12 protein-coding genes are annotated in these 12,510 nt (G+C 60.9%); 8 read left to right on the top strand and 4 right to left on the bottom strand.

What is annotated here, in order from left to right; genetic code table 11:
* The first annotated feature begins 226 nt into the window (after positions 1-226).
* Positions 227-1,036, top strand: a complete 810-nt coding sequence (gene xth / locus ACN0SO_RS21150; protein WP_417680800.1) for an exodeoxyribonuclease III — start codon at positions 227-229, stop codon at positions 1,034-1,036.
* Positions 1,037-1,046: 10 nt separating this feature from the next.
* Here xth and ACN0SO_RS21145 read toward each other — a convergent pair whose 3' ends face one another.
* Positions 1,047-2,021 (bottom strand): NADPH:quinone oxidoreductase family protein, encoded by a 975-nt coding sequence (locus ACN0SO_RS21145; RefSeq protein WP_417680798.1) that lies wholly within the window; start codon positions 2,019-2,021, stop codon positions 1,047-1,049.
* Between the two features lie 158 nt (positions 2,022-2,179).
* Between ACN0SO_RS21145 and ACN0SO_RS21140 the strand changes: the two genes are divergently transcribed.
* From ACN0SO_RS21140 to ACN0SO_RS21120, 5 genes are all read left to right on the top strand, one after another.
* Entirely contained in the window at positions 2,180-2,725 is a 546-nt protein-coding gene (locus ACN0SO_RS21140; RefSeq protein ID WP_417680797.1) for an RNA methyltransferase, read from the top strand.
* 234 nt (positions 2,726-2,959) lie between these two features.
* Entirely contained in the window at positions 2,960-3,466 is a 507-nt protein-coding gene (locus ACN0SO_RS21135; protein ID WP_417680938.1) for an invasion associated locus B family protein, read from the top strand.
* A gap of 303 nt (positions 3,467-3,769) precedes the next feature.
* Positions 3,770-5,002, top strand: coding sequence for a 23S rRNA (adenine(2503)-C(2))-methyltransferase RlmN (gene rlmN, locus ACN0SO_RS21130; protein ID WP_417680795.1), 1,233 nt, complete (start codon positions 3,770-3,772; stop codon positions 5,000-5,002).
* Positions 5,003-5,006: 4 nt separating this feature from the next.
* A complete protein-coding gene (locus ACN0SO_RS21125; RefSeq protein WP_417680793.1) occupies positions 5,007-5,510 on the top strand; it encodes a hypothetical protein in 504 nt (167 codons plus the stop codon).
* Positions 5,511-5,740: 230 nt separating this feature from the next.
* On the top strand, positions 5,741-6,217 hold the full coding sequence (locus ACN0SO_RS21120) for a hypothetical protein (RefSeq protein WP_417680936.1): 477 nt from the start codon (positions 5,741-5,743) through the stop codon (positions 6,215-6,217).
* A 229-nt stretch (positions 6,218-6,446) separates the two neighbouring features.
* On the opposite strand, the gene ACN0SO_RS21115 is transcribed toward ACN0SO_RS21120, so the two are convergent.
* Entirely contained in the window at positions 6,447-8,639 is a 2,193-nt protein-coding gene (locus tag ACN0SO_RS21115; RefSeq protein ID WP_417680791.1) for a molybdopterin cofactor-binding domain-containing protein, read from the bottom strand.
* A gap of 3 nt (positions 8,640-8,642) precedes the next feature.
* Positions 8,643-9,104, bottom strand: coding sequence for a (2Fe-2S)-binding protein (locus ACN0SO_RS21110; RefSeq protein WP_417680789.1), 462 nt, complete (start codon positions 9,102-9,104; stop codon positions 8,643-8,645).
* 131 nt (positions 9,105-9,235) lie between these two features.
* Here ACN0SO_RS21110 and ACN0SO_RS21105 point away from each other — a divergent pair, with 131 nt between their 5' ends.
* Positions 9,236-9,883, top strand: coding sequence for a TetR/AcrR family transcriptional regulator (locus tag ACN0SO_RS21105; protein WP_417680787.1), 648 nt, complete (start codon positions 9,236-9,238; stop codon positions 9,881-9,883).
* 167 nt (positions 9,884-10,050) lie between these two features.
* Complete coding sequence (locus tag ACN0SO_RS21100) at positions 10,051-11,271, top strand: argininosuccinate synthase (protein ID WP_417680785.1); 1,221 nt, start codon at positions 10,051-10,053, stop codon at positions 11,269-11,271.
* A gap of 258 nt (positions 11,272-11,529) precedes the next feature.
* On the opposite strand, the gene ACN0SO_RS21095 is transcribed toward ACN0SO_RS21100, so the two are convergent.
* Positions 11,530-12,096 carry an acyloxyacyl hydrolase gene (locus ACN0SO_RS21095; protein WP_417680783.1) on the bottom strand — a complete coding sequence of 189 codons (567 nt, stop codon included), beginning with the start codon at positions 12,094-12,096 and terminating at the stop codon, positions 11,530-11,532.
* Positions 12,097-12,510 lie beyond the last annotated feature (414 nt).

Below are 12,510 nucleotides of genomic sequence, written 5' to 3'. Positions count from 1 at the left end.
AAATGAGGGCCGGGACGGACTGGCTGAAGAGGTCAGGTGCTGTCGCGACAGGGTGAATTTGGCCTAGGCGCGCGGCATTCGAATCCTTATGACTAGATCAACAGACCTCCAATCGGAATCGATTGGAGGTCTGTTGATCGCCTTCGAAGTATTAGACATCCTGCCTTCAATTGAACGCAGGATGCTCTAGGAAAGTTGCCCGATTTGCCTTTCGAACAGGATTCCCATGCCCAAGCGCCTGACCATCGTGACCTGGAACATCAACTCCGTCCGGCTCCGGATGCCGATCGTGGAGAAGCTCTTGGATGAAGTGCAGCCGGACGTGCTGTGCCTGCAGGAAACGAAATGCCCGGACGCGAATTTTCCCGAAGGCGCCTTCCGCAAGGCCGGTTACGAGCATATCGCGATCAACGGTCAGAAGGGCTACCACGGAGTGGCGACCGTCTCGCGACTGCCGATTGACAACATCGAGCGCCGCGAATTCTGCGCCATGGGCGACAGTCGCCACATTGCCGTCGACGTGCCGTTCAACGGCTCGAAACTGCGGCTGCATAATTTCTACGTTCCGGCCGGTGGCGACGAACCGAACCGCGAGATCAACCCGAAATTCGGCCACAAGCTCGACTTCTTCGCCGAGATGAAAGACTGGCTGAAGGGCGAGGAGACCGCGCGGCCTGCCGTTCTGGTCGGCGACCTCAACGTGGCGCCCTACGAGGAGGACGTGTGGTCGCACAAGAAATTGCTGAAGGTGGTCAGCCACACGCCGGTCGAGACAGAACTGTTCGAAAACGTCCGGCAATCCGGCGGCTGGATCGACGCCATGCGGCGGTTTACGCCCATGGAGGAAAAGCTCTACACGTGGTGGAGCTACCGGGCGAAGGACTGGTCGGCCGCCGACAAGGGCCGCCGTCTCGACCACGTCTGGGTGTCGCCGCCGCTGTCGGATGCCGTCAAGGGCACGCAGGTCCTGCGCGACGCGCGCGGCTGGGACAAGCCGTCGGACCATGCCCCGGTGATCGCGGAGTTTTCCGCCTGAGACATGCCCGTTACGGCGTGACGATCACCTTGCCGAGCACCTTGCGGGCGGCGATTTCCTCCAGGGCGGTGGAGATATCTTCCAGCGGGTAGATCGCATGCACATGCGGGTTGAGCCGTCCCTGGCCGACCCACTCCAGAAGCTGGCGCATATTGTCCTGATGGCCTTCGGGATCGCGCACGACGGCCTCGCCCCAGAAAACGCCGCGAATGTCGCAGCCCTTGAGAAGCGGGAGATTCAGCGGGATCTTCGGGATTTCACCGGCAGCAAAGCCGATCACCAGAAAGCGGCCTTCCCAGGCGGTCGCGCGCAGGGCCTGTTCGGCCAGTTCGCCGCCGACCGGATCGTAGACCACGTTCACCCCTTCGCCGTTGGTCAGGCCTTTCAGCGTTTCCTTCAGCGGTTGCGTGGAGTAGTTGACGGTCTCCGCTGCGCCGAGGCTACGGGCAAAGGCGAGCTTTTCGTCTGACGAGGCGCAGGCGATGACCCGGCAGCCCATGATCGTGGCGATTTCCACCGCCGCCTGGCCGACGCCGCCCGACGCCCCCAGCACCGCGACGGTTTCGCCTTCCCGCAGTTTTGCGCGATCGCGAAAGGCATGAAGCGTGGTACCGTAGGTGACCGTCAGTCCGGCGGCCGCCTCGAAGGAGACCTCGTCAGGCAGCTTGACCAGCCGGTCCTCGCAGGTGATCACCAGCTCGCGCGCCGCGCCGTAGCCGAGATAGCCCATGACCCGGTCGCCCGGCGCCACGTCTTCCACACCTTCGCCGACCGCCTCGACCACCCCGGCAAATTCGGCAGACGGTGAGAACGGCAGGGCCGGTTTGGTCTGGTACTTGTTCTGAATGATCAGCGTGTCGAAGAAGTTCAGCGCACAGGCCTTGACCCGTACCAGAACGTCGCCGGGTTCCGGAACCGGGTTTGCTATTTCTTCGATGACGAGGGAGGACGGTGGCCCGAAGGCTTTGCAAAGGCAGGCTTTCACGGGTGGAAATCTCTCAAGAAATTCAAAACAATGTATTTGTTGTTAGCATGCTCCCGCCGGGGCTTAAAGGCTTCATTAACCGTGTTCGGCCTTGCAAAGGTTGAATTTTCCCGGGTGGCCGGTATTTAGAGCGCACTTCAGAAGAGATGGAAACGGGAATGCGCGGATATTTTGCAGTCGGGGCGGAAGGTTTGTCGAAACGGATGAACCTCGGCACGCTCATGCGCTCCGCGCATGCGTTCGGGGCAAGTTTCTTCTTTACCGTCGATGCGGACAAGGCGATCCGCAAGGCGCCGCCGTCGGATACGTCCAAGAGCCCGGGGCATTTGCCCTATTTCGCCTGGGACAGCGTCGACACCATGGATCTGCCGCGCGGTTGCCAGCTGGTCGGGGTCGAGCTGACCGACGAGGCCATCGACCTGCCGAGCTTCGGACACCCGTTGCAGGCGGCCTATGTGCTCGGCCCGGAACGGGGTTCGCTGTCGCCGGAGATGCTGGCGCGCTGCGATCACGTGGTGAAGATACCGACCAAATTCTGCATCAACGTGGCAATGGCGGGCGCCATCGTCATGTATGACCGCCACCGGGCGCTGGGCCGTTACCGGGACCGGTCGATCACGGCGGGTGCGCCGGCAGGTGATGCGCCGAAACATGTCCAGGGCGGGCCGGTGATGCGGACAGGCCGGAAAGTGCCGGGAAACTGAGGTTTCGGGCCGGGCCAGGGCTATTCGCACGCCCCTGCCACACTGCTGCCCGATTTATCCAAACAGCCTGTGCCCGGTCCTGACGGTGCGGGGTCAGACCTTGAAAGCACGTTATTTTGGGCTCTCAACCCTTTCGTAACCGGCTTTAAGTTATCATTAAAACAAGGTTTATATGCCGAATGGCATTTGAATAAAATGCAAACCAACTGTCACGAGCCAAACGGTGTGGAGATGATGCAAGCAAAAACGCTGATCTTGGCCCTCGCGGGTCTAATTTTTTCGAGTGCAGCGGCTTTCGCACAGACCCCGACATTGCTGCAACAGCATAAGGACTGGGCAGCCTATGTCATGGCAAGCGGCAGCGGAAAAGTCTGCTATGCGCTGACGAAGCCGACGCAGATGCTGCCGGGCGACCGGAACCATGGAGACGTCTTTTTCTTCATCACCAGCCGCCCAGCGGAAGGTGTTTCGGAGGAACCGAGCCTGCTGGTCGGTTACCCCATGAAGGAAAAGTCGACGGTAACCGTTGACGTGGACGGCAAGACCTTCTCGATGTTCACGAACAACGACGGGGCCTGGGTCGACAACGCGGCGACCGAAACGCAGCTGGTCGGCGCCATGAAGGCCGGTCGTGAAATGACGGTTCACGGCGAATCCAGCCGTGGAACCAAGACCACCTACAAGTTCTCGCTGTCCGGTGTGACGGCGGCGATCAAGAGCGCTACCGACGCCTGCCGCTGAGGCGGCAGACGGATCGATTGACAGATGGGGCCGGCACGCCGGCCCTTTTTGTTTTGGGCTTTTTTGTTTTTCCCATTTCGGTTTTGCAGCTCGAAACGCCCGGCACGCTTGATTTTTTGCCGCTAATATGGTTTTGACCGCATCCGGAGTTCCGGACCGGAAGGACCGGACGTGCCAGGCGGAAAGATCGGGCGGGTGGCTGAAATCGGGCCGAAAAACCCTATATCCCGGTTCGACCGGCATCGGAATGCCCGGTATTGGGATAAGTGTCCGCCCGCATGCGGACGAAAAACGGATCAGCACATGGCGATAACGCTCGACATCGCGCGGGACAACCCGAACGCGCCGACGGTTTCCGGTATTGCGGCCTCTGCCTCACCCGAGGACGAGAAGCCGACCCTGATCGGCCTGACCCGCGAAGAGCTGGCCGAGGCGATGGCCGAGATCGGCGTGCCGGAAAAGCAGCGGCGCATGCGCGCCTCCCAGCTCTGGCACTGGCTCTATGTGCGCGGCGTTTCCGATTTCGCGCTGATGACCAATATCGCCAAGGACCTGAGGGCAAAGCTCGCCGAGGCCTTCACGATCGCGCGTCCGGAAATCGTCTCCGAACAGATATCCGTCGACGGCACGCGCAAATGGCTGTTCCGGTTTCCCGCACGTGGCGCCGGCCGTCCGGTCGAGGTCGAAACCGTCTATATTCCTGAAGAGGGCAGGGGGACGCTCTGCATTTCCTCCCAGGTCGGCTGCACGCTGACCTGCACCTTCTGTCACACCGGCACCCAGACGCTGGTCCGCAATCTGACGGCGGAAGAAATCCTGTCCCAGATCCTGATCGCCCGCGACCGGCTGGGCGACTTTCCGGAGGCATCAACGCCCCAGGGCGCGATCGTGCCGTCCGAAGGCCGGCTGGTGTCCAACATCGTGATGATGGGCATGGGCGAGCCGCTTTACAATTTCGACAACGTGAAGAAGGCGCTGCTGATCGCCTCCGATGGCGACGGGCTGTCCCTGTCCAAGCGCCGGATCACCCTGTCGACCTCTGGCGTGGTGCCGGAAATCGCCCGTGCCGGCGCGGAGATCGGCTGCATGCTGGCCATATCGCTGCACGCGGTGCGCGACGACCTGCGCGACGTACTGGTGCCGATCAACAAGAAGTGGCCGATAAAGGACCTGCTCGATGCCTGCCGGGCCTATCCGGGCCTGTCCAATGCCAAGCGGATTACCTTCGAATATGTGATGCTGAAGGGCGTCAACGACAGCAACCAGGATGCGCTCGATCTGGTGCGGCTCCTGAAGGGCATTCCGGCCAAGATCAACCTGATCCCGTTCAATCCGTGGCCGGGGTCCGAGTATGAATGCTCCGACTGGGAACGGATCGAGGAATTCGCCGACATCGTCAACCGGGCCGGCTATGCCTCGCCGATCCGCACACCGCGCGGCCGCGATATCTTCGCCGCCTGCGGCCAGCTCAAGTCGGCCTCTGAACGCATGCGCAAGAAGGACCGCGAGGCGGCGGCTGTCGGTACCGGAGCCTGATCCGGTGCAGCGGCGCCTGTATCAGGAGCTGTTGTGGGTCCTGCTCGGCTATGTCATCGCGGTTCTCATTGCTGCGGCGGTTGCTGTTGTGCCGATTGCCCTGAAAGAAGCGCTCTCTTCCCCCGGTATGGCGGCCGAACAGGGTGGATTTCTTCCATATTTTTTTAGCCTTTATTTTTTAGGTACAATTATTGCTGCCATGCTTATGGCCATCAGCGCTTGGCCGGGATTTGTCATCGCTTTGATCGTGGGAGTGCGGCGTGGGTACCGGAGCCCCAAATATTTCTCGGGCTGCGGGTTGGCGGCGGCCTTTCTCGGAGCACTTGTTTTTCGGGGTGTACCGCCAGATGCGTGGGGACCCGGTTCTGCATGGTTTGGAACGTCCTATCTGATCGATATTCTCGGAGCCTGTCTCGGAGGCGCAGCCGGTGGCTTTGCTTACGGCCTATTCGCGCGGCGATACCAGGTTTTCCTAAGGCCGCTCGTTAAGGCCGAGGTTTTCGATTGAGTTTGTTGATCGGTCTTCGCTGGAGCGTGGACGGCAATCTGACCGCAGAATGCGTTCGGGTGGCTGGCCAATCACGAAAACCCTTCCTTTTCGTGATCTGAAGCCACGATCTCCTGAACAAGGCTTGATTTGATTGCGACCGGATTCCGGACCATTTGCATGGGTGCCGGAGACTGCCGGATCGACGCAATTCATGCTTTGGGGGATTTCCAATGAACAGTTCAAACACCATGCGGGCCGATGGCTCGTCTTCGCTATTTCCGCCGTTGACCATGGCTACACTGGTCACGGCCATCTTCGCCGGGGTTGCCGCCGATCTGACCTGGGAAATCTGGGCGCGCGGGATCACGCCCTTCTGGGTCGGTGGGCCGTTGGAGCCGGCGGCGCTCGTGCAGTCGGTGTTCGGGTTCCGGAGCCTGCTTCTCGCCGAACTGATCCACGGCGTTGTCGGCGTCGTGTTCTATCCGCTCGGCTATCTGTTCATTGCCCGGCCGATCGCGCGGGTCGTGACGCCGTTCCTGCCATGGTGGATCGTCGGTCTCGGCTTCGGCGTCGGCTTGTGGATCTTCGCGCTCTACATCATGGCGCATATTTTCGCCGGCCTGCCGCCCTTCCTGGGCTTCATCACCCTGACCTGGGCGTCGCTCGTCGGCCACCTGCTGTTTGGTCTGGTCACTGCCGCGGTGGTGCACTGGCGGGAAAGCTGAGTATTCCGGGAATTGGCACAGTCTCACCCCACCCTCTGCTGTCATCCCCGCAAAAGCGGGGACCCAGTATCCCGTGAGGCCGGTTGTTTGAGCGGAGAGGAAACGGGTTACTGGGTCCCCGGTCGCGCTTCGCTTGCCGGGGATGGCAACTGAGTATGGCGTGGAGCTTTGCCAAAAATCAGGGCCGCCCGATGGGCGGCCCCCTTGTTTTGCTTTCCGGTGAGGCTTTTTACGCCAGGCCGTGTTTCGACAGCGGCAGCTCGGTGATCCACTCGCCCTTGGCGGCGGCAATCGCATTGGCGACGGCCGGGCCGATCGGCGGGGTGCCGGGTTCGCCGACGCCTGTCGGTGCTTCCGTCGAGGGGACGATGTGAACCTCGATGTCCGGCATGTCCGTCATGCGGATCGGCAGGTAGGTGTCGAAGTTCTCCTGGTCGACCACGCCGTCGGTCATGGTGATCTCATTGCGCAGGATGGCGCCGAGGCCGTAGCCGATGCCGCCCTCCATCTGGGCAATGATGTTCTTCGGATTGACCGGAATGCCGCAGTCGACGGCGCAGACCACCTTCTCCACCTTCACGGTGCCGTCGTCGCGGAAGGAGATCTCCGCAACCTCGGCCACATAGGAGTTGAAGGATTTCACCACGGCAATGCCGCGGTAGCGGCCATCGGGCAGCGGGTCCTTCCATCCGGCCTTTTCCGCGGCCAGTTTCAGGACGCCAGCATAGCGTTGATCCGCCTTGATCCGCTTCAGGCGGTAGTCGAGGGGATCCTCGCCGGCTTCCTTGGCCAGACGGTCGATCATGGTCTCGGCCACATAACCCGTGTGGGTGTGCCCGACCGAGCGCCACCACAGCACCGGGACCGGCGTTTCCGCGTTATGGACCTCGGCCTGGAACGCCGGCAATTCATAGGGCAGTTCGTCCACCCCTTCGACCGTTGTGGCATCGACGCCGTTCTTGATCGTAAACGGTTCGAAGGAAGTGCCCTTCATGATCGATTTCGAGGCGACCCGGTGATGCCAGCCGACCACATTGCCGTTTGCGTCGAGACCGACGCGGGCCTTGTGGGCGACCATGGGCCGGTAGTAGCCGCCCCTGATGTCGTCTTCGCGGGTCCAGACGATCTTGATCGGCTGAGCCGCGTGACCGGCATCGAGCCGGGCCTTGGCGATCAGCGCCGCTTCGGCGAAATAATGGCTGTCCGGCTGGGCGCGCCGGCCGAAGGAACCGCCGGCCCAGGTGGTGTTGATGGCGACCTTGTCCGGGGTCAGGCCGAGCATGGCGCCGGCAACCATCTGGTCCACCGTCTGGAACTGGGACCCGGTCCAGAACGTGGCGGTCTTGCCGTCGAAGAGAACCGTGATGTCGAGCGGCTCCATCGGCGCGTGGGCCAGGAAGGGAAAGCTGTAGTCCACCTCGATGACCCTGGCGGCACTTGCGAGCGCGGCTTCCGGATCTCCATGGCCCTTTTCAACGGGCAGACCTTTTTTACCGGTCATGGCCGCAAGCTCCTCGGCCATCTCGGCCGTGCCGCGTGTTTCGGCCTTGGCATCGTCCCAGGTGACGTCCAGAAGGCTGCGCGCCTTGATGGCCGGCCAGGTGGAGGTTGCCAGAACGGCCACGCCGCTGGGTACGGAAATGACGTCGACCACGCCTTTCACCTTGCGGGCTTCGGTATCGTCGAAACCGGTCGCGACCGCGCCGAATTTCGGCGGGCGGGCCAGAACGGCGACGAGCATGTTCTCTGCCTGATGGTCCATGCCGAAGAAACCCACGGAGCCATGCGACTTGCCGGCGGCATCCACGCGCGGAAAGTCCTTGCCGATATAGACCCAGTCTTCCGGTTGTTTCAGGACCGGCTCGGCGGGAACCTCCTGTTTGGCGGCAAGACCTGCCAGATCGCCGAATGTGGCGGACTTACCGCTCGGGTGAGACAGGACGCCCTTGTCGACCTTGATTTCCGTGGCCTTCACGCCCCAGTCTTCGGCTGCCGCGGCGACGAGCATCGCCTTTGCGGCCGCACCGGCCTGTCGGTATTGCATGAAGGAATTGGCCATCGCGGTGGATCCGCCGGTTCCCTGTATGCCGAAGGCGAGGTTCTTGTAGACGGCGGCGTTCGCCGGGGCGAATTCGGCCGTGACCTGTGCGATATCCGCATCCAGTTCGTCGGCGACGAGGGTCGCCAGTCCGGTGGCGTTGCCCTGGCCCATGTCCTGGTGCTTGTTCAGGACGACGACGGTGTTGTCGGGTCGGATATGAAGGAATGGCTGGACAAAGGGCGCGTCATCGCCGGCCGCCCGGGCGGATCCCGGCATGCGCAGCGCCAGCATCAGGCCGCCGGCGGCACCGGCGGACAGTTTCAGGAAGGTGCGGCGGCTGGGAGCTGCGGACTCAAGGGGTTTTTCAAGCAGATGCAACATGGATCAGGCCTCCATCTTGTCGGCGGCGAGGTGGATCGCCTGGCGGATCCGGGCATAGGTGGCGCAGCGGCAGACATTGCCGTCCATGGCCGTATCGATGTCCTCGTCGCTCGGTTTGGGCGTCTCGACGAGAAGGGCCGTGGCCGCCATGACCTGGCCGGACTGGCAGTAGCCGCATTGCGGCACTTCGAGTTCCTTCCAGGCGGCCTGAACGGCCTTGGCGGCCTTGCCGTCAATGCCTTCGATGGTGGTGATGGAGGCATCACCGACATCCTCGAGCATGGTCTGGCAGGAGCGGATCGGCATGCCGTCGAGATGAACCGTGCAGGCGCCGCACTGGGCGATGCCGCAACCGAATTTTGTTCCGGTCATACCGAGTTCGTCGCGAATCGCCCACAAAAGCGGTGTTTCGGGGTCCGCGTCGATCGTGCGCGGCTCTCCATTGATGGTGAGGGTAATGGACATCGGGAAAAGCCTCCCCTGGCTTGTCACTTGGCTAAAGGAAGTAAACTACACTGTGTAGTGTATTATTGAAATGGCATACGTGTAAACCGCTAAGTTTACATAGGGCTCGTTTTTTGGGATGAAAGGGGGTCATGTCGATTGAAAACAAAATGTCCGTCACCGAACGAAAGAAGAAACAGATCCTGGAGGCGGCGATTGCCGAATTCCAGGAGCGCGGCTTTGCCGGAGCCAGCATGGACCGGATTTCGGAGCGGGCGCAGGTCTCGAAGCGGACGGTCTACAATCATTTCGAAAGCAAGGAAGAGCTGTTCAAGGCGATCAACCAGTGCCTTGCAGACCAGTTCAACGCGGCCATGGAGGTTCCCTACGATCCGGACCTGCCGATTCGCGATGCCCTTCTGCGCCTCGGCTGGGCGGAGGGGGACCTTCTGACCAGCCCCTGCTTCATGAACATGGCGCGCATGGTCATGAGCGAAACGATCCGCGACCCGAAACTGGCCGAGGACATGGATGCCCGCATGACGAAGCTCAGTGTGGTGGAGGACTTCATGGCCCGGGCGACGCAGGAAGGCAAACTCGACGTTGCCGATCCCAAGCTTGCCGCCACCCAGTTCATGGGGCTGATCAAATCGCGCGGCTTCTTTCCCAATATCTACGCAAACCGCCTGCCCACGAGACCTGAAATGGCTGCGGTCATCGAAGACAGCGTCGACATGATCCTTGCCCGCTATGCGCCTGCGAAAAAAGCCGAGGATCTACAAGGAGCAATGCCCGGCTAGGTCTGCTTGAGTCCGAGGTCCGGTATACCTGTGACCACTTGGCATAACAGCGCGACCGGAAAGACGCCAGGAAGCCCTTGCGCTCGGCTATTTACCAGCTAAATTGCCCGCCAAATCCAGCGGCCCGGAAACGGCCGTATCCAAGATCTCAAACGGACTTTTCACACATGGCGCATGGTGACATCAAAAAAGTCGTGCTGGCCTATTCCGGCGGGCTGGACACTTCCATCATCCTGAAATGGCTGCAGACCGAATACGGCTGCGAGGTGGTGACCTTCACCGCCGATCTCGGCCAGGGCGAGGAACTGGAACCGGCGCGGAAAAAGGCCGAGATGCTCGGCATCAAGGAAATCTATATCGACGACCTGCGCGAGGAATTCATCCGCGATTTCGTCTTCCCGATGTTCCGCGCCAATGCGGTCTATGAAGGCGTCTATCTGCTCGGAACATCGATTGCCCGGCCGCTGATTTCCAAGCGCCTGATCGAGATCGCCGAGGAAACCGGCGCGGATGCGATCGCCCACGGCGCTACGGGGAAGGGCAACGACCAGGTTCGCTTCGAACTGTCGGCCTATGCGCTCAACCCGGATATCAAGGTGATCGCCCCCTGGCGCGACTGGACCTTCAAGTCGCGGACCGATCTGATCGACTTTGCCGAAAAATACCAGATCCCGGTGCCGAAGGATAAGCGCGGCGAGGCACCGTTCTCCGTCGACGCCAACATGCTGCATTCCTCATCGGAAGGTAAGGTGCTGGAAGATCCGGCCGAGGAACCGCCGGCATATGTCTATCAGCGCACGGTCGATCCGACCGAAGCGCCTGATGTGGTTACCGAAATCGAGATCGGTTTCGAAAAGGGCGACGCTGTTTCCCTGAACGGCGAAAAGATGTCGCCGGCGACCCTGTTTGCCAAACTCAACGACTATGGCCGCGACAACGGCATCGGCCGTCTCGATCTGGTGGAGAACCGCTTCGTCGGCATGAAGAGCCGCGGCGTTTACGAAACGCCGGGTGGCACCATTCTGCTGTCGGCCCACCGGGCCATGGAATCGATCACGCTCGATCGTGGCGCCGGTCACCTGAAGGACGAGCTGATGCCGCGCTATGCGGAGCTGATCTATAACGGCTTCTGGTTCTCGCCGGAACGCGAGATGCTGCAGGCGCTGATCGACAAGAGCCAGGAGCATGTCACCGGCACCGTGAAGCTGAAGCTCTACAAGGGCAACGTGATTGTCGTCGGCCGGGCCTCGCCCTATTCGCTCTACTCGGAAGAGCTGGTCACCTTCGAGGACGACCAGGGCGCGTACGACCAGAAGGATGCGGCCGGCTTCATCAAGCTGAACGCCCTGCGCCTGCGGACGCTGGCAAAGCGCAATCGCCTCGGCTGAGGCCGGCGCGGTCAATCATACAAAAGGCCCGGCGAGACATCCTCGCCGGGCCTTTTTTGAATTTCTTTTTGATCCCCGATCTGGTCATTCCGGACGAAGCGTAAGCAAAGATCCGGGAGGGACCGGAGGGCCGAGGTCTTTGTTAGAATCACTTTGCTGAATTCGTCGGAAACGGGGCTCCCCGGTCCCGGATAAAGCCTGACAGCTTTTCCGGGATGACTAAAGAGAGTCTGTTTTTTGCTGATCTGCCTTAAAAGCCTAGAACGCGTAGCCGAGACGGACGCCGGCGTTGGTCAGGCCGTTGTTGGACGAGCAGTAGCCGTTGTTCGAGGAGTGCTCGATCATCGCGGAGACGTTGACCCGTTCATTGATTCGGAAACCGAGAGAAGCGGATTCGCGGAACATGACGTTGCAGCCGAGAGCCAGTGAGTTCGACGTGGTCTTGCTGGTGTCGCCGTTGTGGGCCATGCCGCCGAAGCTGCCTTCGATGAACATCCAGTCGGTCAGATCCAGGGTCAGCGAATAGCCCGCATAGACCATGCTGGTGTCGCCGGACAGGTTCAGGTTGCCGCCGAAATGCGGGCGCAGCATGCCTTTGGTGCCCAGTCCGGGAATGGTGAAGTCGACGGCGACCCACCGAAGCAGGATTTCGGCATTGATATCGACGCCGCTCTCGCGATGCATCAAGTCGTGATAGAGAACGCCGCCCCGGACTTCATTCGTCAGGCCGGAGGTTTTTCCACCCAAGTCCGCCGCGGACGCCACCGAGCTCGCACCGGTGAGGATCAATGCTCCGAAGAGCATGCCGCGTATATGATTTTTCATGACGACCCTAGCCCAGATGGTCTTTTCAGATTTTGTTAAGTTACTCAACACAGGTGATGGTTCGGAAGCAATAGACAGGTTTCTGAATTGCTGGGTTTTTTTTCTCTCAATGTTTCTTGGATGAGCATCGTGGTAATTAGGACACAAATTGTCCAAGGTCGAAATGGAAGGTTTCAACCCGGAGATGACTTGGAAGGCCCCCGTCCGGGGCGAAGCGGAATTACCTGAAGGGCAGGGTTTTGGCCGAAAATGAGCAGTCAAAACATGGATCTTACCCGGTTGAATGACATCGTCGCTCGATGCCGCCGGGAGGGTTTCCTGGTGCTCGGCGGGTTTTCGCCGGGGCCGAACGACAACGTCCCCGATGTTGCTCCGGGAATTCCCGTGCAAACGTTATTGCTTGTCGGCAGCACC

It is taken from the genome of Roseibium sp. (assembly GCF_048260565.1).
Lineage (GTDB): Bacteria > Pseudomonadota > Alphaproteobacteria > Rhizobiales > Stappiaceae > Roseibium.
Note: the sequence above shows the minus strand (reverse complement) of the source record. Positions and strands in the feature narration are given on the sequence as shown.